General features: G+C 36.6%; 17 protein-coding genes. 8 read left to right on the top strand and 9 right to left on the bottom strand.

Annotated elements, in window-relative coordinates:
- The first annotated feature begins 78 nt into the window (after positions 1-78).
- Positions 79-1029, top strand: a complete 951-nt coding sequence (locus QXL17_03045) for a PKD domain-containing protein (protein ID MEM4258113.1) — start codon at positions 79-81, stop codon at positions 1027-1029.
- Positions 1030-1035: 6 nt separating this feature from the next.
- Here QXL17_03045 and queD read toward each other — a convergent pair whose 3' ends face one another.
- The 3 genes from queD to folP are packed head-to-tail and all read right to left on the bottom strand — an operon-like array spanning position 1036 to position 2747.
- Entirely contained in the window at positions 1036-1374 is a 339-nt protein-coding gene (queD, locus tag QXL17_03040) for a 6-carboxytetrahydropterin synthase QueD (GenBank protein MEM4258112.1), read from the bottom strand.
- 49 nt (positions 1375-1423) lie between these two features.
- On the bottom strand, positions 1424-1915 hold the full coding sequence (gene folK, locus QXL17_03035) for a 2-amino-4-hydroxy-6-hydroxymethyldihydropteridine diphosphokinase (protein MEM4258111.1): 492 nt from the start codon (positions 1913-1915) through the stop codon (positions 1424-1426).
- Between the two features lie 4 nt (positions 1916-1919).
- Positions 1920-2747 (bottom strand): dihydropteroate synthase, encoded by an 828-nt coding sequence (gene folP / locus QXL17_03030; GenBank protein MEM4258110.1) that lies wholly within the window; start codon positions 2745-2747, stop codon positions 1920-1922.
- A 194-nt stretch (positions 2748-2941) separates the two neighbouring features.
- On the opposite strand from folP, the gene QXL17_03025 reads away from it, so the two are divergent.
- Complete coding sequence (locus tag QXL17_03025; GenBank protein MEM4258109.1) at positions 2942-3334, top strand: helix-turn-helix domain-containing protein; 393 nt, start codon at positions 2942-2944, stop codon at positions 3332-3334.
- 2 nt (positions 3335-3336) lie between these two features.
- Positions 3337-5580: an MMPL family transporter gene (locus tag QXL17_03020; GenBank protein MEM4258108.1), complete on the top strand. Its 2244-nt coding sequence runs from the start codon at positions 3337-3339 to the stop codon at positions 5578-5580.
- A gap of 33 nt (positions 5581-5613) precedes the next feature.
- On the opposite strand, the gene QXL17_03015 is transcribed toward QXL17_03020, so the two are convergent.
- Both QXL17_03015 and QXL17_03010 read right to left on the bottom strand, forming a co-directional pair.
- Positions 5614-7023 (bottom strand): potassium transporter TrkG, encoded by a 1410-nt coding sequence (locus tag QXL17_03015; GenBank protein MEM4258107.1) that lies wholly within the window; start codon positions 7021-7023, stop codon positions 5614-5616.
- Positions 7024-7050: 27 nt separating this feature from the next.
- Entirely contained in the window at positions 7051-8373 is a 1323-nt protein-coding gene (locus tag QXL17_03010; GenBank protein MEM4258106.1) for a cation:proton antiporter, read from the bottom strand.
- Positions 8374-8690: 317 nt separating this feature from the next.
- Between QXL17_03010 and QXL17_03005 the strand changes: the two genes are divergently transcribed.
- Positions 8691-11387, top strand: coding sequence for a cation-translocating P-type ATPase (locus QXL17_03005; GenBank protein ID MEM4258105.1), 2697 nt, complete (start codon positions 8691-8693; stop codon positions 11385-11387).
- 454 nt (positions 11388-11841) lie between these two features.
- A complete protein-coding gene (locus tag QXL17_03000) occupies positions 11842-13863 on the top strand; it encodes an APC family permease (GenBank protein MEM4258104.1) in 2022 nt (673 codons plus the stop codon).
- A gap of 9 nt (positions 13864-13872) precedes the next feature.
- Here the strand turns inward: QXL17_03000 and QXL17_02995 are convergent, their stop codons facing one another.
- Positions 13873-14265, bottom strand: a complete 393-nt coding sequence (locus QXL17_02995) for a hypothetical protein (GenBank protein MEM4258103.1) — start codon at positions 14263-14265, stop codon at positions 13873-13875.
- Positions 14266-14380: 115 nt separating this feature from the next.
- Between QXL17_02995 and QXL17_02990 the strand changes: the two genes are divergently transcribed.
- Together QXL17_02990 and QXL17_02985 are read left to right on the top strand one after the other, a co-directional pair.
- Positions 14381-15544, top strand: a complete 1164-nt coding sequence (locus QXL17_02990) for an alpha-amylase family glycosyl hydrolase (GenBank protein ID MEM4258102.1) — start codon at positions 14381-14383, stop codon at positions 15542-15544.
- 136 nt (positions 15545-15680) lie between these two features.
- On the top strand, positions 15681-16643 hold the full coding sequence (locus QXL17_02985; GenBank protein MEM4258101.1) for a hypothetical protein: 963 nt from the start codon (positions 15681-15683) through the stop codon (positions 16641-16643).
- 58 nt (positions 16644-16701) lie between these two features.
- Here QXL17_02985 and QXL17_02980 read toward each other — a convergent pair whose 3' ends face one another.
- From QXL17_02980 to QXL17_02970, 3 genes are all read right to left on the bottom strand, one after another.
- Positions 16702-17880, bottom strand: coding sequence for a DEAD/DEAH box helicase (locus QXL17_02980; GenBank protein MEM4258100.1), 1179 nt, complete (start codon positions 17878-17880; stop codon positions 16702-16704).
- A gap of 386 nt (positions 17881-18266) precedes the next feature.
- Positions 18267-19322 (bottom strand): right-handed parallel beta-helix repeat-containing protein, encoded by a 1056-nt coding sequence (locus QXL17_02975; protein ID MEM4258099.1) that lies wholly within the window; start codon positions 19320-19322, stop codon positions 18267-18269.
- Between the two features lie 283 nt (positions 19323-19605).
- On the bottom strand, positions 19606-19791 hold the full coding sequence (locus QXL17_02970; protein ID MEM4258098.1) for a hypothetical protein: 186 nt from the start codon (positions 19789-19791) through the stop codon (positions 19606-19608).
- A gap of 421 nt (positions 19792-20212) precedes the next feature.
- Between QXL17_02970 and QXL17_02965 the strand changes: the two genes are divergently transcribed.
- Positions 20213-24565: a C25 family cysteine peptidase gene (locus QXL17_02965; protein MEM4258097.1), complete on the top strand. Its 4353-nt coding sequence runs from the start codon at positions 20213-20215 to the stop codon at positions 24563-24565.
- Positions 24566-24956: the final 391 nt, after the last annotated feature.

The raw sequence follows: 24956 nt of genomic DNA, 5'->3' as shown, positions 1-24956 counted from the left end.
GTTTAAATATCTGATCAAATAAAAAAGAATATAATGAAAAAACAGTGCATATACCTATTAACCATCGTATGTATCACTATGCTGTCTTCTATTGGTATTGCACAATGTTTTTACAATGTATCATCAACCCCTCCTGAGATTGTTATTACAATAATGCCAAAAACAGGAGAGGCACCATGTCTAATCTACTGTATTGGTACGTTGTCCCCTTCTAAGTACCAACCAGCACGTTACTACTGGGATTTCGGCGATGGAGCAACATCATGTGAACAAAATCCGGTTCATCGATATGAAACACCAGGAGAATACATCATTACCTTAACAATAACCGATACGACAAGAAAAACCTATTCATATCAAGAAAAGATCATAGTACAACCACCACAAAATATCCCTCCTGTAGTTCAAGCACATGCAGATAAAACACAAGGAACTGCACCATTAACTGTTTCCTTCACTGGCTGTGGAACAGATCCTGATGGATCAATAATTACCTATTCTTGGAATTTCGATGATGGAACCACGTCGCAAGAACAAAATCCCATCCATCAGTTTGAAAAACCAGGGACCTACTCGGTGATTTTCTCAGTTACTGATAGCGGAGGGCAACAACGATCAACAACGCTGCTCATCACAGTTCATGAAACAACCGATACCTTTACACCAACATCGTTTGTACCGTGGATTATCAATACGATTGGTCGTATCCAATTGCAGAATCGTGATCTCGGTGATCTAGAAGGATCCTACGATCTCTTGAAAAATCGAGCAGAAAAAACACAAACAATAATCAACGAAGCATTAGATGATCTCAAGCGATTTCAACTCACAGAAACATACCAAGAACTCAAACAAGAAGTACAAACCTGTCTTGAATCATTCAAGCAATATACCTATTATATTTACAAAGCAGCAGGTGCTATGCTTAAAAAAGAATATACAGATGCAGATTATTATTTTAATCTCGCAGCAACCTACAAAACTAAGGCGGTTGAAAGTATTCTCAAAATTTCACAGTTAATTGAATAGCAAAACTCATCGTATTTTTTCTACCCATTTACTACTGCCTTCCCAAAGTTTAATTGAATACACAGGAAGTTTGTTTTCTAGGCGTGAAAAAATCCATTCGGCAATACGTTCAGCAGTCGGAGTATCGATGATGTCATTAAGGTTTTGATGGTCTAGTTTTTCGATTATTTCAGATTCAACAATCTTTTTCACGATGCAGAAATCGACAACCATGCCGTCTCGCTGTACATTACCCTCAAGAACCACCTCTAATTTATAGGTATGACCATGGGGTTGTTCGCATTTCCCTTTATAATTTGGGATAAAATGTGCTGCATCAAAATAAAACTCTCGACAAAGCCGCATGCTAAACAAACCTCAAGGAAATCATTGATACGTCCTATATAAAATGGTATTATAAAAAGCTCTCTTTGTATAGTTGAACCTGTTCCGGTGCGGATAAGTTATCGTAAAGCTCTCGAATCGTCTTTTTTAGAATTGGATGTCGAAAACCAGGATTCAGATCAAGCAGTGGTTGTAAAACAAAACGACGCTCATGAAGTCTAGGATGAGGAATCGTAAGATTAACCCGATTCATACTTTTGTCGCCGTAGAATAATAGATCGATATCAATAGTTCGAGGACCATTTACTCGAGTCTCTGTTCGACCGATTTTTTTCTCAATCATCTGGAGAGATGCCAAAATAATTTCTGGATGTACATCTGTTTCAATCTCAACTGCGCAATTTAGAAACCAATCCTGCTGTTTATATCCTACCGGCTCGGTATGATACAGTTTTGAAATCTTTGTTATTGAGTAGAGTTCTCTTATGGAGCGTATTGCTTTTTGTATGTTTTTTTCCTTATCACCTATGTTTGATCCGAGTCCAAGATAAACCTGTACCATTCTCTTATACACCTCGTAGAGCATCAACAATTTGAACTGCATGCTTACACGCTGCAATATCATGCACCCGAACAATATGAGCGCCATGCATACATGCAATAACAACAGCTGCGATTGTTCCTTCTAACCGTTGTTCTACGGGTAAACCTGTAATTGTTCCAATAAACGATTTACGGGAAGGACCAACAAGAATAGGGAATCCAAGATCTTGAAATTCTTGTAGTCTTTTGAGAATATTAAGATTATGAGTAACAGTTTTTCCAAAACCAATCCCGGGATCAAGTATAATTTTCTGTATTCCTGAACTCTGCGCTTTTTCAATTTGTTTCATAAAAAATAATTTAATTTCAGCAACAACGTCAGTATACACTGGGTTTTGCTGCATATTTTTCGGAGTTCCCTGCATATGCATAAGAACTACTGGAACGTCATATTGAGCAACAACCTTTCTCATGTCACTATTTGTCAATCCAGTGATGTCATTAATTATGTGAGCACCTACTTTTAGGCAAGATTCAGCGACTTTTGGTTTATACGTGTCAACTGAAATGGGAACAGAACATTCTTCAACAAGTCTTTTAACGACGGGAATAATGCGAGATAATTCTTCGTCAACTGATATTGGGTCAGAACCAGGTCGTGTACTTTCGGCACCGACATCGATGATATCAGCTCCTTCCTGTATCATTTTCTGTGCATATGCTACTGCCTCCTCAATTGATTGTGTTCTGGTAGCATGATAAAAAGAATCAGGAGTTACATTGATGATGCCCATAAGTACCGTTTTTTTGAAATCAAGAATATATGATCCACATTGAATCGTATTGCGCATAGCTGTTAAAGAAGGTATATGCTTTTTTCTATTAATAGATACTTGTCCTAACATATGAAGGAAAATAAATGATTTTTATCGTTTTTAATCCGATAAAATATTTTATCGTCTCCGAGACGATATAATAGCAAATTATATAAACAAGCAAAACAACATATTTTTATATAAAAAACAAAATAAATTGGTGCACAGGGATGCTGCGGTCAAAGAGTCTTATCGATAAAACTACAGAACTTGCAGTCTTTGAGTTATTAAAATCTAGAGCAGAAGCACGTATCTATATTTTTTTATTGAAAAAAAATGGTGCATTAAGTGAGGAAATTATCAAAGGAACTAAACTTCATCCAAGTACTGTCCGAGAATTACTATCGAAAATGTATAATAAAAAAATGATAACCCGAACAAAAATTAAAAACGACTCAATCGGAAAAAATCCGTACTTTTACCAGCCAATACCGCCTCGACGGCTGCTTCAACGACGAATTAAAGAACTCGAACAACGATTAAATAAAATATATCGCATTGATAGATGCGCAGAAAAATCAGCTTACGTCCAAATACAAATTATAACTAATAAAGTTGAATAAATATGATAGCACGAAAACTTGCAACTCTCATCGTTAAACGGCCGAAAACAGTTCTCTTAGTGTATACCATTATTGTTATTGCTATAGGATATAATATTCAAAATGTCTATATGCAATCAGATCTCGTCTCCTTTTTACCAGAAAACGATCCAACTGTACAACTTCTCTTAAAGATATACGACGAATTTCAAATTGGATCAACGATCATTATCTATGTAGAGGCAGATGATATACGAGATCCATTTGTCCTCAAAGAGATAGATCGCGTTATTACAAAAATTAACAAATACGATCTCGATCGCGGGGAGCAAGATGGAATTTTTTCGGTAAACAGTATTACTACATTAATTAAAGACGAAAATGCAAAACCAAATCTACCGGGGGATCTCGGAGGAACTGGAAAGAAAGAAATTCCTGATGACCCAACCCTCATCTCTCGATATATGGCACGTCCATTGCTCCAAGAAACAAAGGGAATCCTTTATACTGATACCTACAACGTGACGGTCATTATATTCCAACTTGCCGACAGGGCAGATTATACCCAGGTTCTCAACCATATAAAATCTGTAATCCAACGGGAAGCACGATATTCAGATATGACGATAACCGGCACAATTGCAATGCAGGAAGCAATGCGACGTCAAACCCTCCAATCATTACAAATTGTTTTTCCTCTCGCAGCATTATTTGTCAGTATCAACCTTTTTATTTTTCACCGAACATTGAAAGGTTTAATTATTGGTTTCCTTCCACTAGCATATGCTCTTCTCCTAACCTTTGGTATCCTTGGTTTGATTCAACCCCAATTGACGATTTTGTCAATCGCTGTTGCCGCTTTACTCCTAGGATTAGGAATTGATTATGCAATATATCTTGCAAACAGATTCGCGGAGGAACATCGTATAACAGAAAAAATTGATCGTGTTGAACGAACTCTAAGCCAAACCGGCAAAGCGGTGTTCATGTGTGCATTCACCACGATGATTGGTTTCGGTTCATTAATGACCTCATCGATACCACCGATGGTTACCTTTGGATTTACCTGTGCGATCGGAATTCTCTTTTGCCTTGTTTCATCAGTCATTCTTGTACCTTGTCTGTGCCTTATCTTAAAGTTTGAACATCAGGAAAAAAGCTATCGATGGAAACGGTTCTCCTCGTTTGTCGTAGAGTATCGAAGACGTCTTTTTGTCGTTGCTTGTTTCTTTGCTGTAATTTCCTTAATAATTTTACCTCAGGTCACCACCGATGTAAATTATTTTGACATGGCACCAAAAGGAATACCTGAAGTCGAAAAACTTCTTGAATATTCTCGAAATTTTGGTGGGGGGACAAACTTTAATGCGTTGCTTATCCAAACGGATCCAGATGGCTTGACAGATCCACAAACACTTGAAGCAATATACCAGATGGAAAATGAAATAAGAAAAACGGGTGCAACAGCTTATTCGATAGCTGACGAAATAAAAAAAATAAGCGAGATCCTTGATCGCAATATCATTATTGAAAAACTTGCAAATATCACAAATCTGTATGAAATTATTGTTGACAAAGTAGCAAAAAAAGGATTTGTTGATGAACGTTATTCAAAAACAATAGTTCTAGTTACATTTCCAGTTGGACTCAGTGTAGAACAACTTGAAAAATATGTTGATGAAGTCAACCAGATAGCAGCACAAACAACACTACCCTATAATGGAAAGGTTTCACCAATCACTGGCCAAGACGTTGTTAACGTCCAACTAAACCGGCAGCTTGCAGGATCGCAAATACAATCACTATTTACCGCACTCCTGTTTGTCTTAGCAGCGCTGATCATCGCATATAACTCATCTGTACTTGGATTTATTGCACTTCTTCCCGTTCTTTTTATTTTATCCTGGGAGCCGGCAGCACTGGTCATTCTTGATATACCTCTTTCGGTGGTAAACATCACGATTGCATCGATTATGATTGGTACAGGGATTGATTATAGCATCCAAACAGTCAACAGGGTTCGAGAAGAACTTTCAAAGGGTTTGAGCAAATCAATGGCAGTGCAAACAACACTTGAAACTACAGGTTTGTCATTACTTGGTGCAGGAACAACCACGATTTCCGCGCTTCTTTCAACCTTTTTTGTTAATATTCCTGTTCTCCATCAATTTAGTATTGTTGTTATTGTATTAATACTGTTATCATTAGCAGCAAGTCTCTGTATCTTACCAACGCTTCTAACATCACAACTTACTAAAGAAAAATAGGACGAGAAATATCTAGATATCTTTTAAAAATTTTTATTTAGCCTCATTTGTATGAAGTTGAGTTTTTTTCCTCGACAACATGATCAGAAAAGAAAAAATCTCAACACGACCAAGAATCATAAGAACAATAAAAAGCCATTTCAACTCTGAAGCAAGAGTAGGACCAACAATTCCAACACTCAAACCAGTTGTTGCAACAGCAGAAGTTGTTTCAAACAATGAATCAACGACAGAAAAACCATACCCACTAACGAGAATCGCAGAGCAAACAACGGTGACACCCATTAATAGAATTATCACAAGGGACTGTATAATATCCTTGTTTGAATATTCTTTACCGAATACCATAAGCGTAGTATCTTTTTTTGTGATACTCTCTGCAACTGTTTTTCGTAAAACCTTAAAAAAGAGAACGATTCTAAAAATTTTGATACCCCCTGCAGTAGAAAGACTTGTACCGCCAATAAACATGAGAACAACAAGAAAGAGTTTGAAACTCTCTGAAAAATTAGAAATAGAAAGATAACTAAAACCGGTAGTTGTCATCACACTCATAATATGAAATGCTGAGTCAGACAATGACAATTTGAAAAACAATGAAGTAATAATAATACAGCTTATAATTAACAGTAAATAAAAACTAACTTCTGATTTAAAAAATTTTTTTACTTGTTTTTTAAAAAGACCTGCAACAACTAAGAAATTAGCTGCTCCTAAAAACATACTTACTATTAAAATTCCATAGAGTGGTGAGTTGGTTATAACTTCGGTGATATCATTCAGCGGTGCAAAACCCCCGGTACTTAATGCAGAAAAGATAAATGAGATCAGAGTTATGAGATCATGGACCCCAAAAATAACGCCCAGACCAATCATGACTAAACAATAGGAGATATAAAATATAAGAATGACTAAAAATGTTTTTTTAATTTTCTGATTCTTTGTAAAACCAAGACTACGAGCGAAATCATGAAGCTTTGCATCAGGATAAAAAAAGGCTAGCAAGATAAGAACAATACCAATACCGCCAATAAATTGGGTCAATGCCCGATAAAAAATAAGTGATTTTGGTAATGCCGATAGGTCAGAAATAATTGAAAAACCTGTTGTGGTAAAACCAGATGCTGACTCAAAAATGCTATCAGTAATATTTTGAGCAATAGTTCCACTTGATATATTTACATACATATATGGTATCGATCCGATGAGTGATAGAAAAACAAACGCAAGAACGATAAGGCTTGATGATTCTTGAAACGATAACTCTTTTCGTTCACATAACGCATTCAGCAGAAAACCTAATGAAAGAAAAGTAATCGCAGCGATAAATAATGCAATGGTCGAAGTTAATTCATTATAAATAAAAGAAACAAGAATCGGCAGAATAATAAAAATCCCAGCCATCTGATTTAAAAAACCAAGATTTGCCAACAGCTGCTTCATTAGTAATGGATATCAAACATGTTCTTTTTATAAATTCTGTTTTGAAAAAGGAATACGCTTCATATTTCGAATCCGCAATGAAAGACAACAAGGTCTAGCAACGGTTTTTTTCTTTTGTATGTTTTTCTTCATATGTCTAATATAATGCGGAATCAAACTTCTTTTCAGAATAACTGGTGTTAAAAAAGTACTTACAATGATTAAAAGGAGAGTTGCTAACAAAATTTGCTGAGCGAGAGGACCACTGGGACTTCCAAAAAAACCACGATCAACTTCAGTTGTTACTAATATCAGAACAATTCCTAAACGCGGCATCATACCAATACCGACGAGTTTTGAATCTGTTCTGTTAAAACCTGCAAAACGAGCACCAATATAACTCCCAATAAATTTACTTATCAAACCAAAAAAGACAATTGAGCTGATAAACAACCATACCATCAAATCCTTTTCAAAATAATAAAAGAAATAGATAAAATTTAAACTCGCACCAACCCAAACAAAGTACAATGGTGTGAAAAAGGTATGGCCAATCATTTCAATCTGATCAATGATCATCCTTACTTGCGGTGTTCTCCGTAAAATCAAACCTGCAAAAAAAGCACCGATTATACCCGCGATACCCATGTTTTCAGCAAAAGCAGCGAACAAGAAGCAGACAATAAGACTGACTGTTAGAATTAGGATTGGTGAACGGCGGGATGTATTTCTTTTTGCAGCAAAATGAATAATTAAGAATCCTGCACATAATGTTATTACAAAAAATATTGTAATTTTTAATAGGAATACCACAGAATTACCTTCTCCCATTAATAATGATAAAAAGAAAATGACAATAATATCATTGAGGATATCAGCGGTGTGAACTGCGAATCCAACTCGTGAGGAGAGGAGTTGTAACTCAGAAAACAGACGGATTGTTAGAGTAATTGATGTCGCTATAAAAATTACAGCAATTGCAATACTTTGGAGCAGATTTTGAGTAAACGCCATGCCAACAATATATCCAAAAATAAACGAGATTAAGAGACTGAAAATAGCAATATATATCCCTGCTTTTCCGTTCTTTTTTAACTCTCTTGTATCTGTTTGTAATCCAACAATAAACAACAAAAAAATGATGCCGATAAATGCTAATTCTTTAAACTCCGGTGATGTAATCTGCAAACCAAACGTATAAATTTTAGTTCCAAATAATTCAACACTTACCCCTGTTAGAGCTCCAAAGAGGCATGGACCAAGAATAATTCCTGCAATAATTTCTCCGAGAACTCCAGGCTGTTTGATCTTTTCAAAAAGCAAGCTAAATAATTTTGCAACAATAAGCACGATTGCTATTTCAAACAGCATTCTTCAGTCCTCGCAGAGTTTTTTACTTTTATACTACTTCAGAATTAGGATACACAGGGTGAGCATGAGAATATTTTGAACTTCTATGAGTTACCACCTGCATCCCACTCCTTAAAGATAAGGGACAAATGTTATGTCATCGTACCATAAATAGCTTTATGGTATGTAGATATGCACAAGCATATACACGACATAATGTAGAAATACGAAATATGTTGTTTTGTTAGTCGAACATTCACAGGTTCTTGTTTAAAAAACTTAAAATGCTTAATTGAATTAGCGGATCTATATGTTGTTGTGTTTCCCAGAGGTTATTCATGAACTTAGAAGAGTTCTATTCTATCGATAGCCACAAAGCAATTCAAAAATTAAATTCATCAGGCGAGGGGTTATCTCAAGATGAAGTAAAACAGCGGCAGTTCCAATACGGCTTAAATGAAATACCTGAAAAACAAAAAGAGACAATCCTAGAAAAAATAATCAAAGCATTGCTTGAACCAATGGCACTCATCCTTCTCATTGCTTCAGGTTTATCTTTTCTCATCGGAGATTATCTTGAAGCTGTAGCAATACTCGGTGTCGTTGGGATTAATACTATTATCAGTCTTTATCAAGACAAAAAAGCTGAAAAAGAGGTTGACGCGTTAAAAAAAATGTTATCACCGCAATCCAAAGTACTTCGAGACGGAAAAATTGAACTCATTGCTTCTCGTTTCATTGTTCCAGGGGATATTGTTATTTTGGATGCAGGAGATATTGTTCCTGCTGATGGACGAATTATCCAAGCTCATAACCTTCTTGTCAATGAAGCACATCTTACCGGTGAAAGTGAGCCCATCAGAAAAAATGCAGAAGAACTTAATTCTTTAGGGTTAAAACATTATGAGATGAAAAATATTGTTTTTGCTGGAAGTAAGATTCTTGATGGAACCGGAAAAGTATTGATAGTCAACACAGGACACTCAACAGAAATTGGAAAAATTGCTGAAAAAATACAAGAAGATGATCTTGAGAAAACACCATTGCAAAAAAAACTTAAACAAGAAATTAAATTTCTTGTTGCTTTGGCGTTTCTTTCAGCATTCCTCGTTATCATCATTAATATACTACGACTCGGTAACATTGATCAACTTTCTCAACAGACTGTAGTTCCGATCATTCTTGTTGGAGTTAGCATTATGGTTGCTGTTTTTCCAGAAGGTTTACCTGCTTCAATCACGATTGCATTATCACTTGCAGTTGAACGCCTCGCAAAGAATTCAGTCATAATTAAAAAGTTATCTTCTGTTGAAACTCTTGGAAATGTAGATTATATCTGCACGGATAAAACAGGGACAATAACACAGCATAATATGACGGTAAAAGAATACTATATCAATACTCAATTTTATACTACTAGTGACATATTTAAACTAATAACTGAAGGGCAATCAGACGTTTTTCATGATATCTTTCTCATATCGGTAAAATGTTCAACCGCCCAAGTAGTAGAAAAAGATGGAACTATCGAACAAGAAATTGGTGATCCTACAGAAACAGCACTTATCAAAGCTGGAATCATAGCTGGTTTTAAACCAAGCTATTTCGATTCCTATCAAGTCGAACAGTGTGTACCGTTTTCATCTGATTTAATGTTTTCACTTTCAGTGATAACACTTTCAAAACAAAAAAAAGAGATCTATATTAAAGGAGCACCAGAAAAAATTCTCTCCTTCAGCGATTCATTGTATCTAAACGGAGAAAAATCCCCTCTCACTTCTGATCTTCGAACTACGATACACAAGCATCTTACAACGCGCTCTGAAAAAGGTTTTAGATTGATTGCCTTTGCAAAAAAAACTTTAACGAATACTGAGTCAATTGACATTCACAACCTCAAAGGCTTTACCTTTTTAGGAGTACTTATTATCTATGATCCACCAAAAGATGAGGTAAAAAAAACCATTGAAGAAGCAAAACGTGCTCATATTAACGTTGTTATGATTACCGGAGACAGTAAAAAAACTGGTTTTTCCATCGCAGAACATGTTGGAATAGCAGAAGATTTTTATCAGGTGATTGACGGAAATGAGCTTGAACAAATGACCGAAGAACAATTTTCAGAAACCGTCGAAAATATACGAGTATACTGTCGGGTAAGTCCGCTTGATAAACTTAGAATTGTTCAAAAACTAAAAGAAAAAAACCATATTGTTGCTATGACTGGTGATGGTGTTAATGATGCCCCTGCATTGAAAAAAGCAGATGTCGGGATTGCAATGGGACGGGCAGGATCACAAGTCGCTCAAGAAGCTTCAGATGCAATTCTAACTGATGATGATTTTTCGACAATTTTAAAGGGCATCCAAGAAGGGAGAACAGTGTATCGAAATCTCAAAAAACTTGTTCGTTATCTTCTTACGAATAACCTTGGCAAAGTTACAGGACTTTTGCTCAATCCGATACTTGGATTCAATACTCCTCTTTTAGCATTACAGATATTATGGTCAAATGTTGTCATGGAAAGTATACCTGCTGTTGCTATCAGCACAGATCAAACAAGCGGAGACATCATGAAACAAAAACCATCAAAACTCTCTGAACCAATATTTTCTATCTCTGATCGTGTGCATATGATTCTTGATGGGATTATTTTTGGTATTGCAATATGTCTAGGATACATACTTATATTTACCCTAACAGGTGATGATATCCTTGCGAGAACTGGTTCATTTGTCATTACACTTATTTCACCCCAAATTTATATCTTCTTTCTACGCGATGGTTCGATACGAGAAAAATTCAGATCCTCAAATAAACTTCTAAAACTGTTTTTTGTTGTCACGTTGATCATGATTGTGGCGATAGTTTATGTGCCCTGGTTTAATATTCTTTTTAATACACAACCCTTCTATGATATTACGTTATGGTGTATTGTCATGATCTTTTCTCTTATAACTTCCCTATTCAGATTAGCTGTTGATACTCTAGTTAAGCTTCAGAAAAGTAAAATGAGAGTATCAGACATTCGTTAAATCTTGAGGAACTAGCACTTCATTTTTAAAATACTATTCTTACCAAACCGTTATAGATTTTTCAAAAATATAATTAAAAACATAGTGCCCGAAGTTTCAAGCGAGCTCAACGTTATTCCACTGATAAAAATTCATATGTACCGCCTAATTTTGATATACTATTGTTTTTTCTTGAAATAAGACTTATGCATCAAAATATTTACGTTTTTGTATGATTTTATATGTTTTTACGTAAGCATAAAAATAGAATCTGGCCTCTGAGATTGATCTGTTTTATCAGTCTTGTTTATACGTACTTTCTGATGCGTAATATATTTAAAAAATATCTATTTTTTCAATAAATAATCTGTAATAAGTTATTTTATATCCGAGAATCAAAACTACAAATTTATAAATAAGAAACGGTTTAATTACCCTTCAAAAAAGACGTTAAAATTTACAAAAAGATGGAAGTATGGAAGAGACAGCAGGGTTATCTTATTTTTTCAATAAACTAAAGAGAAAAATACTAGGATATCCTCGCAATCTTCGTGATCCAAACATCTTTCATAAAATATCGTTAATAGCTCTACTCTCGTGGATAGGACTTGGTGCAGATGGCCTTTCATCATCGTCCTACGGACCAGAAGAAGCATACCGCGTGCTGATAACTGAGCAAGCAGTGTATCTAGCAGTTTTTCTAGCGCTTGTAACTGCCCTCACTGTTTTTATTATTTCGTATACATATTCAAAAATTATCGAACGATTTCCTCATGGTGGTGGTGGATATGTTGTTGCGACACATACCTTGGGGAAAAACGCTGGAGTGATTTCTGGTTCTGCTCTGCTTGTAGATTATGTACTTACGATTACGGTTTCAATTGCAGCGTGTGGCGATGCAATTTTTAGTTTTTTACCCCCTGAACTTCAATCCTATCGATTACTGTTTAAAATAATCCTCATTCTTATTTTAATACTTCTCAATATTCGAGGAATAAAAGAATCGATAACAATTCTCGCTCCCATCTTCATTCTTTTTATTATGACACATATTCTTCTCTTGGGCTATGGGATATTGAGTAATGTACATATTGTCGGAACGCATCTAACGACGATAAATACTGAACTTCAGCAAAGTGTTGCGACGATTGGTTTTCTTGGGGTTTTCGCGATTTTTTTACGAGCGTTTTCTTTTGGAAGTGGAACGTATACCGGAATTGAGGCTGTATCTAACGGTATTCCAATCATGCGTGAACCAAAAGTAAAGACCGCTAAAAGAACTATGATGTATATGGCTTTATCACTAGCAATTGTCGCAGGTTCATTATTGTTATGTTATTATTTCTTAAATATCCAGCCACGGGAAGGTCAAACATTAAATGCTGTCCTTGCAACAACCTTATTTAGAAGTTGGCCGTATGGAGATATTATTGCATTTATCATTATTTTTTCAGAAGGATTACTTCTTCTTGTTGCATCACAAACTGGTTTTATTGGTGGCCCTCGTGTTATGGCGAATATGGCGACCGACTCGTGGCTTCCCAGAAAATTTGCTGCACTTTCCGAACAGTTGACAATGAGGAATGGTGTACTTGTTATGGGTGGTGCGGCGTTGCTTCTCATGATTTTTACTGATGGACAGATTGACAAACTTGTGATCATGTATTCAATCAATGTATTTCTCACGTTTTCATTATCGCAGTTGGGTATGACAAAACTTTCATATAAAGAACGGAAAAAAAAGAAAAATTGGAAACGGCATTTCTTTATTTTTCTTGTTGGATTTATTGTATGTTTTACCATTCTCATGACCACCATGTATGAAAAAACATCCTATGAAACAGAACGGTTTGACATCCATGATCGCCTCCTTGCGCCGTTTACGTTGGCAATTACGTCTTGTGTTATTATCATCTGTTACTTCATCCGCCGGCATTATGACAAAATCCAGAAAGCGATGAAGAAATTTGATGATGTGCTTGTATTATCAAATCTTCATCTGGTCGGTACACCAACAAAAAAACAGATCAATCCAAAAAAAAGAACGGCGGTATTATTTGTAAATGGCTATACAGGGTTTGGAGTAAACACCTTTTTATCCTTAATTAGAAACTTTCCAAATCTCTATAAAAATATCATTTTTGTTTCAGTTGCAGAGATAAATTCAGGTACGTTTAAGGGAATAGAAGAGCTTGAAGCACTTCAAGAATCAGTACAAATATCATTGCAAAAATATGTCAATCTTGCACGAAAACTTGGGTATCCTGCTGATTACCGTATGGATGTCGGAACCGATGTTGTCGAGACAGCCAGCAAACTCTGTGAAGAAATAGCAAAAGAATTTCCTTCTGCAACATTTTTTTCAAGCAAATTAGTATTCCGCCATGAAACCATTCTGCATAAGTTATTCCACAATGAGACCGCATTTGCAATCCAGCGTCGTCTCCAGTGGAAAGGTCTTACGACAGTTATCATACCGATACGTATCGATATCTAGAAAAGAGTTCTATTTTGTTACTTTAACTTCAAAAAGATTACCGGAAAAATCACGGACAAACAGGTATTCTTTACCGTCCTTTTGAACAGTAAACGGCGTTAAATGATGCTGTTCACACCGTCGAATAAACGTAGCACGATCACTGACAGTAATACACACATGTGTAAAATCATTCGGTTGTCGTTGATTTTCTATAAAAAAAACTTCAATAGATAGTACGTCATTACCATAAACGTCAACTTCAACAGGTTTTGCAATACCAAAAATCATATCAGAAAGTTCAGGCGATAAATTAAAATGTTTCACCTTTCGCAGATTGAGGATCTCTATGAAAAAGATATCTGCTTGTGAGCGATTTGAATATTGTAGGGCGATATGATGTAGTGATGTAGCTATTGGCATAGTATTCTACAAAGCATGTAGATATGGGAGTTCTACATATAAAACCAACTGGTGAGAATGATAACGAGTAATAAATGATAAAAGTAAAAAGAGATCGCTTGTTACGTAATTTGAGATGCAAGGAGTTGAATGGTTTCAAAAAAGTACTATTTATCATATCCTTATTGATCGGTTTGCAGGATATCACTCACCGGAACATGCACACCAACCTGTCTTTATTGGTGGCACTCTACAGGGCATTGTTAAAAAGTTAGATTATTTAGAAAATCTTGGTGTCAACACTGTGTGGATTTCACCGTTTTATAAAACCTCAGCGTACCATGGCTATCATATTACAGATTTTTATCAGGTTGACTCCCATTTCGGAACTCTTGAGGATATCAAACAATTAATTCGAGAAATTCACAATCGACATATGTATATTATCGCTGATTTTGTTCCAAACCACTGTTCCCGAGAACATCCTTTTTTTCAGCATGCATACATACATAAGAACAGTGAATATCAAGACTGGTTCTATTTCTCCAAATGGCCTGATGAATATCTCTGTTTTTTAAGCATTCAAGATCTTCCGAAGTTGAACCTAGATAATCCGCAAGCAAAGAAACATGTCATTGATGCTGCAGTATATTGGTTGCGATGTGGATTTGATGGTTTTCGTTTGGATCACGTCATCGGGCCTGCTCGTTCTTTTTGGAAAGAATTCAGAGGCACAATCAAACAACAGTTTCCTGCAGCTGTTCTTATCGGTGAGGCATGGATGATGGGTATTCGTAGAAAGGAGTTGAAAACACTTCGTGTACGCAATAGATATATGAAATGGTTTTTAGGATCAGCATCTGATAGTTTGTTCCAAGAATATGTCGACGTTCTTGACGGGGTTCTCGATTTTCGTTTTCAAGAATTAACCAAACATTTTTTTACCGGTCAGATACCCAAAAAATATTTTATTAAAAGACTACAACGTCATTATCAACAATTCCCAAAAAATTTTTACTTACCAACATTTCTTGATAATCATGATATGGACCGGTTTCTTTTTACCGTTGGCAACGACAAAGAAAAATTGAAACAAGCATTTGAATTTCAATGTTCACTTGGTCAGCCGATAATTGTCTATTATGGATCAGAAATAGGTATGTCTCAACAGAGATCAATTTGGGATATACCAATCCATGGTGATCTTCAGGCACGTCAGCCAATGCAATGGCATGCAATTGATACAGAGTTATTCAACTTTTATAAAAAAAATATTGCTAAACGAAATCGTAATGAATAAGAATAAAAAGTGTTGTAAATTTTTTTTAAGGTATTTTTAACTAGTATATAAAAAAATAAATCATTTTCATTACAATGATTTATATACTATATGATGATTCATAGATATAAAGAAAGTTTTAAAGAGGGAGGAAAAAATGAAAAAAATCCTTGTAGTAGTAATAATGGGTATGCTGTTTTGTGCAGTAGTATATCCTGTTTTTGGAAACCGAACAATTCAGATAAAACCGCAACTTCAGCCAACTCTCAAATATCCTGATGAAGTTGATCAAAAACAAGAAACCTATATCCCTGGTGTTCTGGTACCAGTTGGAACATTATCCCTAGGCGAGGTATCCTTTAATGTTCAAGTTGCGCAGTCATTTATCCCTCAGAAAGAGATACTCACTCGAGTAGAGCTATATATCGGAAAAAATACGACGACGACCTACCCCTACCACGTTGCTATTCGAGATGCACTTTCAGGAGAAAATCTAGCTGAATCGAACGTTAATGCTGTTGATATACCAACCCAAAATTTCTCTTGGGTCGAATTTGACATCCCTGATCTCTGGGTAAACATCAGTAGAACATATTATATTGTCTGTTCAACACAGAATACTTCTGATAACTGGTATATTTGGGCGGCTAATAACGATTCGGCATCATACCAACAAGGTTGCGCATGGGTATCGCTTGATGGAAATAATTGGAGTAATCAGTCAGCAGCATTTGACCTTCAAAAAGAAAATTTTTATACTCCAATTAACAGCGATGATATCACCTGGGATATGTGTTTTAGAACCTATGGACTCCAAGCTACATCCCTACACATGAGTCTCCATGGAATTATATTCCCAACGTTAACTATTCAAAATATTGGCACGGTTCCTGCTTATGACGTTACATGGAACGTTGATGTCCAAAGCATGTTTTCTCCGGTAAAACACTATGAGGGAAGTATTGCTGAATTATCTCCGGGCGATAGTATTCACACACGATTGCTGCTCATTGGTCTTGGGAAGGTAATCATCCATGCAACCGCTGAAGCAGCAAACGCTCCTCAGGTAACACTCGACGTCGAAGGACTTTTAATCCTGATTTTCTTTATACAAAAATAATACAACCCTTCTTTTTTTCTTTTTGTTCTGCTGAAACTACGAAGAAGTAGAATTTAAGTTATTGTATACAAGAACGACGTTGCACCGAAGAGTAGAATTGTTTTTCGAATTGTCGGATGAAAGAAACCTTTCTAAAATCAGGAAGCTCAGCTCGTTCAATATTCAAATCGATGTCGCTTTGAATTCTCCGAAAATTATCGTAATCTCTTTCAGTTAGCAACGTGATAGCAGATCCATAAGCACCGGCGCGTGCAGTCCTCCCGATACGATGGACGTACTCTGTTGCAGTTTTTGGAACATCATAATTATAGATGTGCGTCACGTTTTTGATGTCCAGACCTCGGGCGGCCACGTCTGTTGCAACAAGAACATCAACGTTTTCATTTTTTAGAGCTGTGAGGGATTGCAACCGTTTTTGTTGGCCCATACCACCATGAATTTTTGAAACTTTAATTCCATGATGACGAAGGTTTTTTGCAACGACATCGGATTCACGGCGAGTACTACAAAAAACGATTGCAAGACCAGAAGTATTATTTTTTAACAAATGAACAAGTAATGAAAATTTGTTATTCTGTGGATAAATGTCATAATAAATCTGCTTCAACTTACGATGGTCGACGTATGACCGTGTTCTGACAATACATGGATGTTGAAGATGCTGATGAATAATTCTTTGTATTTCAGAGGAAAGTGTTGCACTGAACATGAGTGTTTGGTGATGATTCGGAATCCATTTAATAATCTCTTCAACATCGTCAATGAATCCCATTTCGAACATTTTATCGGTTTCATCAAGAACAAGAATATTTATTTTTGAGAGGTCAATCGTTTTTCTGCGGACATGATCAAGGATTCTTCCAGGTGTTCCAACAACGATTTCAGAAGTTCTGAGATTTTGAATTTGCGGGCCGATATTCACGCCACCAAAAATGCTTGTAATGTGTATATCCATTTTTTTCCCAAACTCTGCAAGAACAGTACTTACTTGGACACAAAGCTCTCTTGTCGGGGTGAGAATTAATGCTTGTATTCCTTGTCGAATTCGTATATTATTAAGTATGGGGAGGCTAAAAGCTAACGTCTTTCCAGAACCGGTTTCAGCTTGACCAACAAGGTCTCGCCCTCGCAGAATTTCTGGGATGCATTTTTCTTGAATTGCTGTCAGTTCTTCGAAGCCTTGTTTTTTCATTTGTTGGATGAGTATTTCTGAGAGTTGTGTTTCTTCACAATTCATTTTTTTCACCAAGTTATTGTTAATTGTTTTTGTTTGAATAGATATCAGTTTAACCACAAAGAATGTTTATGATTAGGTAGAGAACAAAAATAAAAATTTCAAAAAACGTGGTGAGCAGCAATCTGAAATTCTTAAGATTATTCCTTGATTGATATCGTACTAGAATTATAAGTTTAACTATTTATATAGTTTTGCTTCGATTTTTCGCCTGAATGGACAACGTTAACTATCTTTTTTTGGAAATAGTTACTTTGTAAAATTGCATGATGGTGGTTTTTGGGAAATAAAAAATATATGAAGATGGTGTACATCCGTCATATATGAGGTACGTAGATATACCACTTGAAAAATAACTGAGCTATGACAACTTTGAACTCTTGTTTCTATTAAATAGTTACACGTTGTAAACGAATACGAATACTTTGAATAAAAGTTTTTATTTTTGACATAATTTTTGACGGCAGTCGTGATGAATACTGGTTAATTTTCTCCTGATATCCAAAAGAATTTTTTGAATTTTGCTCAGGTAAAGTTGATTTTGGTTCGCCATAATAGGTACAATGCATCATAGTAACAGATTCGCAAGTTTCTGGTTCTTTATCAAAAGTACATGCGGAGATCATTGTATTGAATGATCGAATAATCTTTAGATTGCTTTGTTTAAAACTACATGATATGATTTCACAATAAGATGAACCTGAGAGATAGATACCAAATACAGGATTTTCGGTGAAGATACATTGGTTGATTGTTATTTTAGAATTTCCTGTACCAATACAATCGATACCTGCATGAGTGTTCATCAAAAAGCTACATGTTGATATATATGTATTGAATGAATGTTGGAGTTCAATGCCATCGCAATTATTGATAAAAACACAATTTAGTATCTGATTATTGGTAACAGGCTGAATGTTACTTCCGAGAAGAGCTATTCCTTCATCTGAGCAATTTTGAAACGAACAGGATCTGATAATATTATCTGAACTCCACAAAGCTATTCCGATAGGTGTGTTATAGAAAGAGCAATGTTCAAGAAGTGTATGTGAACCTGTTATTTTGATTCCAGTGGCATACAGTCCGGTTCCTTGGTTTGTTATAGAAAGTTGATTAATCACGACAGTGTTAGCTGTTACCTGCAAGGCATAGGAATTTTTTTCTGATGTTGAAGCAAGAATGGTATTATCTTTGTTTTCTCCAATAATTGTAAGTGGCTTCGTAATCATTAGTGCTTCATTGTAGATTCCTGAGGAGATGTAAATCGTTGATCCTGGTGGTGCATAGTTGATTGCATCTTGGATGCTCTGATACAGATATTCTGAAGTTTTGCCAACGACTACTCTAGTTGTAGTATTTTTTTCTGCTTGAGCATAGATTGTTATTTCTATACTTACTCCAAGGATAATCAAGAATAGTGCAAAGCCAAGATACTTTCGTTTCATTGCATTTCACGACCACATATCGTGATAAATGTTAACTAGATACATTCTATGGTTATCTGTATATAAAGCTATCCTGACAAAATATCAAAATGAGAAAAAATCATAACTAAAAGGATTCTGAAACATCTCGTAAAAATTCAAGGTAGTAGCAGAATAATGGCAAATTGGTATCCATCATAAACTCATTCTTCTATCTTCTGAAAATGTGTACTGAGAACATATTAACCAAATTAAAAAATTCTAAAAATTAAAAAAAAGAAAAAAAGAAATAATTGATTTTTGATTATTTCTTTTTTAAGTATGGAAGACCTGTTCTTTTGTTAACACCAACAGCGTATCCATTTGGTAAATCGCAGGGCTTACCACTTTTTGGTGATTTTTTGCTAAAGAAATAGATTGTTTGTCGTCGTCCGCCTTTCAAATTCACATCTCGTGTATATAATGTCCATCCTTGATGGTTATAGGCCATTTAACATACCTCCACCAGGTAATACACATCCTATAATTTAAATCTTCTCCTAATTTGCTAGATGAAACACAGTAGAAGAGAGCCCATTAGGAATTTTTCAAGTGAAATTAATTTTTACAAAATGATAATTAAAATAATGTTAAGTAGCATTATAGAACCTATGTACCTGATAACAAAAGTAATATGCGTTAACTATAAATAATAAGTAACATATGTACTACAACGTTTTAAGGGGGTATGAGAAATACTGAAAAAAAATAATTTAAAGATAATAGCGATAGCTAGTTTGGTATTTTTTTTGGTTTCTACTATGCAACCAGTCCAATCTAGTATAAAGCAAGAAAAAACAACAACGCCTAATCCTTTTCAACTAACATTCACAATAACCTTTTCTGAAAAAGATCTGCAGATTAGCAAAATTATGGACTACGACATTATAACATTAAGCGATGCTACTTTTTTTACAGAAATTGGAAAACCACTGCTACCTGCAAAAGAGATAAAAGTAGCGTTACCTGCAGGTATGCTTGCTACCGACGTACACATTATTGATACTTCCTGTGTAGACCTTAAAGGAGCATACACTATTTTTCCAGCACAACCTCCACGACGAACTGACGGTTCTTGTGATACATCGGCATTTGTTGAACCAGATCAGACGGTGTACAAATCAAATCAACCGTATCCATCACAGATAGTTAGTTTTATTGATCAAACAGATCTCGCTGGCCAGGGAATCGCAGTTATTGATTTGCATCCGTTGCAGTATATCCCTGCTAAAAAGAAACTCACATTGTATACTTCTCTAACATTTTCAATTAGCGGTTTTGATGGATACATTTGTGACTCTTACCTGTCGAGAAGTGTCTCTGAAAATGGCAGGAAAACTTATGAAAACATGATTAAAGATATGGTGATTAATCCTGAAGATGTTAAATTACAAGAAGCACCACTGGGTCATCCTCAAACCCAGGCATTGCCATCTGGTGGACCATATGCGCATGTGATCATCACTTCGAATGCGCAAGCTTCGTATTGGGTTCCGCTTGCCGAATGGCATACAAAGCGGGGGCTCAAAGACATCATCGTTACGACTGAGAGTATTTATGCAAATTATACTGGATCAACCAATCAGCAGAAGATCCGCAACTTTGTCATTGATGCGTATAACACCTGGGGAACCATGTATTTTCTGATGGCAGGACAGCCTTCTACAGTTCCTATGCAATACCAAACTTGGTATTCCGATCCGTCATATCCTCAATATGCGAGTACACCCAGTGATCAGTACTATTCAGATTTTAATGATAACTGGGTTCATGACGTTTTTGTCGGTAGAGTCACCGCTGAGGGATCAACCAGCGTCAATCGGTTCATCAATAAAATCTTATTCTATGAAAAGACTCCACCAATGACCGATTATATTCTTAAGGTCGGTCTCTTCGGCTTTGATGTTGATTCTCAGACCCATTGTGAATCTTTAATGGAGACAATCGCTGGATATATCCCAGCACAGTTTACAAAAAACAAAGTGTATGATAGCTACACTGGGAATCATCAAACCGCAGTAACAGACTACCTTAATGCAGGTCAGCATCTTGTCGCCCATGCAGATCACGGGAATGATGGCTGGTGGGGTACTGGGTATACCAATCATGGATGGGGACTATATAGTTCTAATATTGATGCACTCACGAACACGAATAAGATGTCGATTGTCTCCACTCTTGCCTGTCTTGTCAACTACGTGGATTATACTGATTGTTTCTCAGAACATTGGGTAACGTATAACACTATGAAAGCAGGGCTTGCATTCAATGGAAATACTCGCCTTGGGTATTATTACCAAGGACAGCCGGCAGCGTTATCAGGACAACTTGTTCGAGATTGGTACTACGGGCTTTTCTCTCAAAATAAATATATTCTCGGTGAAACAATCATTTATGCAAAACACCAATTCTCAACCTCTAGCCCAGATCAGAACGTGAAACGGCATTGCGAATGGGAGTTCAACCTGTTAGGAGAACCAGCGATGCCGATATGGACTGCAACGCCGTCATCCATTACTGTCTCTCATCCAAGTACCTTACCAACAGGAACATCCACGTTTCTTGTAGATACCAACGTTCCCTCTGCATACATCTGTCTCTGGAAGGGAAATGAGGTGTACATGACTGCAACCGCGGATTCAAATGGGGATTACACCTTTGCTCCAAATCCCAGCACACCCGGAACTATGTATGTCACCGTGACCAAACAAAACTATCTCCCCTATGAAGGAACTGCCACGGTTGTACAAGCGGACACGTCTCCACCGACACCAAATCCATTGACCTGGGCTTCTCCACCCGCGCCACTCAGCACCTCTGCAATAACCATGACTGCAACCACAGCAACCGATGGTACACCTCCGGTGCAATACTTCTTTGATTTTGTTTCAGGAGGCTCTGGTGGCACCGATAGCAGCTGGCAAACGAGCACGACGTATACTGATACCGGTCTTGTGGCAAACACTGCATATACGTATCAAACAAAAGCTCGTGACAGTGCTAGCCAACCCAATGAGGGCAGCTTCTCAACCCCGGCAACGACGGCAACGTATATTGAAACACCTGCCGGGATCAGTTTTAGAACAGTCACCAGCAACTCAATCGCTCTTATGGCAACAGGAACTCTAACAAATTTAAATGTCGGATCTTCTGGAGTGTTTTTTGACTCCACCACTCCTGGTGGTGATGGGGGGATCAATGAATGGATACAAACAACGACAGATACTGCACTTGGGCTAGCTCCAAACACACTCTACGAATTCCGGGTGAAAGCACGGAATCAAAACGCAATAGAAACAGCATATAGTCCAACAACTGGTAAGGTAACCTTGGCAAATGTTCCTGCTGCCCCGATTCTTAGTGATGTAACGTCTCATACGGTAAAACTTGATGTGATTCCCAATGCCAATCCGATTCAAACTCAATTTGCTATTCAATGTTCATCGCTGTCTGATCCATTCTGGAATGGGAAATATGTTGATGCCCTAGGGAACCCAAGTACTTTCGCGGTCTGGAGAACCGATGAAGAATGGGGGATACTAACACTCCAGAATTTAAAAGAACTTACGAATTACTGTTATTCAGTAAAAGCACGAAATATGGACTCTATCGAGACTTCATTTGGACCACCAAGCTGTGTACAAACACTAGATCAAACCATTACTATCCACGGATACGTCTTTAAACGTGATGGAACCACCCCACAACAAAACCCTGTGCTCTTCATTCGGAATTTAAATACCACTACAGAATGGACGCCAACCATTGGAGGTCTTAATAACAACGAATATACGCTTATTCTCAATATGGGATTGGCTACTGATGTAGCTAGTGGAGATACACTTCGATTTATCTGTAAGGATTCAGTTCATTGGATAAATGTAACCGAGCACACGATCATTCAAAGTGAAATCGATGCTGGTATCGTCAGCGTTGATCTCATCCTCAATGAATTTTATCTTGATATAAAAGAATATCCGATGTACCAAGCAGAAGGACCTGATTTTAATAAAATGTGCGGGCCGGCAGTTGCCCAAATGACCCTTAATTACATGTGGTGGAACCAAACAGAGAACCCTAGTGAACCACCATTAACATTTTCAGATCAACAATGGCTCTATACCATAGGACACGCAAACAACACTGACCAAACTACACCCTACCTTGACGCCAATGCAGTATGGAAACTCCTCCAAACCTACCGCCCCCTCCCCTACACCACCTATGGATACAACTTCAACAAATACGCAAATAATGATCAAAACATCATGCTCAAACAAATCTGCACTTGGATCAACTACACTATCGGCACCTACGGCGGCTCAAAACCAGGACATCCACTGCATGTCCCAGCTCTGGTACCAGCATATGGAGATTATCGCAACTGGATGGCAGTTCGGGGTATTCATACCGATCGATATACCTATCCTCTCCCAAGTGAACTTACCATTTATGGATTCTGGGTGAATGATCCTCTGCCGACAGGCATCGGAGCAAATACCTATAAAACTATAAACGAATGGATCCAGACGTATTATCTTCCAGTATCTTCGAACGATACCTATCATGGAAAATACGTCGCCATCTGCGAACCACCACTTGATGATCAGTCAATGGTTCTTCACTTGACTGAGTCACCGAAACGATTTACAGCTGAACAACAAAGATTTCTTGCTGTTCTGCAGGGAAAACAGCAAAATAAACTACCGGATTTTATTAAACGAGTAGCAAATGACTGGGTTGTCCGAGCAGCACTTCTCGGAGTATCTGAACAACTACTTCCCTATGATCAAGAATTTGCACAGATCTTCCAACAAACAAAACCAGGATCGCCTCTGTATATTCATAGTACACAGGGAAATGCGTATTATGCAGTTCCATTTATTAAAGAGATAACATATGCTAAAGAAAATCGCGAATCCAAAAAGCAGTACTCTACAAACGACGCAACCATGGTCGTTATCCTGATTGATGCAGTTGATGGCCACTTCAAAGAAGCAACATGGACTAGCCAGCTAATGACGTATCTTCCCATCAACGAATTTGATGCACGTATGCGAGCGTATCACTTTTTAGAAGAAAATGGTTTTGATCCAGAACCAACACGTTTATCTATAAAACTAAAGTATCTGGGTAACTCTCCATATTATCCTGACTGGGAGATAACTTATGGAGATATGATATTTTATATCAAACAGGATGGAACGACCTACTTTTTATCCTAAATCTTATTCTATTTTCTCCTTTTTTGATTAGCTGCTCCTCCTTATAAGAGGTGTATCTTTTCAAAAATATAGAATATTAATTTCAGAATAAAAATATTTATATAGTAATATACATATTTATTTTTGTTAAGATGGGGAATATACAAGCGTTAACTGCGATAAAAAAGTTTCTTCAAAAAAACAAGAGAAGTGCTATGTCAGAACAACAGATAGAGAATCCTTGGTTTTTCTGCCAGCTTTGTACAAAATTTTTATATTTTAATGATCTCATAGATGGGGCTACATCCCGAAATGAATCCATAAATTCAGCATAACGTCTCATTTTGCTGTGAGAATCACGCACAGCAAACAGAAAAAATCATAATTCAACAAGCTTTTTTACAGATTTTTT

This window comes from Candidatus Thermoplasmatota archaeon (assembly GCA_038884455.1).
GTDB lineage: Archaea > Thermoplasmatota > E2 > DHVEG-1 > DHVEG-1 > JAWABU01.
The sequence above is the reverse complement of the archived record's forward strand: the minus strand, read 5'-3'. Positions and strand labels throughout refer to the sequence as shown.

Bases quoted from the DNA above. Each gene is read 5' to 3' on its own strand.
- QXL17_03010 (MEM4258106.1), bottom strand. From the start codon at position 8,373: ATGCTGTTTGAAATAGCAATCGTGCTTATTGTTGCAAAATTATTTAGC.
- QXL17_03045 (MEM4258113.1), top strand. From the start codon at position 79: ATGCTGTCTTCTATTGGTATTGCACAATGTTTTTACAATGTATCATCA.
- folP (MEM4258110.1), bottom strand. From the start codon at position 2,747: ATGCGCAATACGATTCAATGTGGATCATATATTCTTGATTTCAAAAAA.
- QXL17_03015 (MEM4258107.1), bottom strand. From the start codon at position 7,023: ATGAAGCAGCTGTTGGCAAATCTTGGTTTTTTAAATCAGATGGCTGGG.
- folK (MEM4258111.1), bottom strand. From the start codon at position 1,915: ATGGTACAGGTTTATCTTGGACTCGGATCAAACATAGGTGATAAGGAA.
- QXL17_03020 (MEM4258108.1), top strand. From the start codon at position 3,337: ATGATAGCACGAAAACTTGCAACTCTCATCGTTAAACGGCCGAAAACA.
- QXL17_02970 (MEM4258098.1), bottom strand. From the start codon at position 19,791: ATGGCCTATAACCATCAAGGATGGACATTATATACACGAGATGTGAAT.
- QXL17_03000 (MEM4258104.1), top strand. From the start codon at position 11,842: ATGGAAGAGACAGCAGGGTTATCTTATTTTTTCAATAAACTAAAGAGA.
- QXL17_02995 (MEM4258103.1), bottom strand. From the start codon at position 14,265: ATGCCAATAGCTACATCACTACATCATATCGCCCTACAATATTCAAAT.
- queD (MEM4258112.1), bottom strand. From the start codon at position 1,374: ATGCGGCTTTGTCGAGAGTTTTATTTTGATGCAGCACATTTTATCCCA.
- QXL17_02965 (MEM4258097.1), top strand. From the start codon at position 20,213: ATGGACTACGACATTATAACATTAAGCGATGCTACTTTTTTTACAGAA.
- QXL17_03025 (MEM4258109.1), top strand. From the start codon at position 2,942: ATGCTGCGGTCAAAGAGTCTTATCGATAAAACTACAGAACTTGCAGTC.
- QXL17_02980 (MEM4258100.1), bottom strand. From the start codon at position 17,880: ATGAATTGTGAAGAAACACAACTCTCAGAAATACTCATCCAACAAATG.
- QXL17_02990 (MEM4258102.1), top strand. From the start codon at position 14,381: ATGCAAGGAGTTGAATGGTTTCAAAAAAGTACTATTTATCATATCCTT.
- QXL17_02985 (MEM4258101.1), top strand. From the start codon at position 15,681: ATGAAAAAAATCCTTGTAGTAGTAATAATGGGTATGCTGTTTTGTGCA.
- QXL17_02975 (MEM4258099.1), bottom strand. From the start codon at position 19,322: ATGAAACGAAAGTATCTTGGCTTTGCACTATTCTTGATTATCCTTGGA.
- QXL17_03005 (MEM4258105.1), top strand. From the start codon at position 8,691: ATGAACTTAGAAGAGTTCTATTCTATCGATAGCCACAAAGCAATTCAA.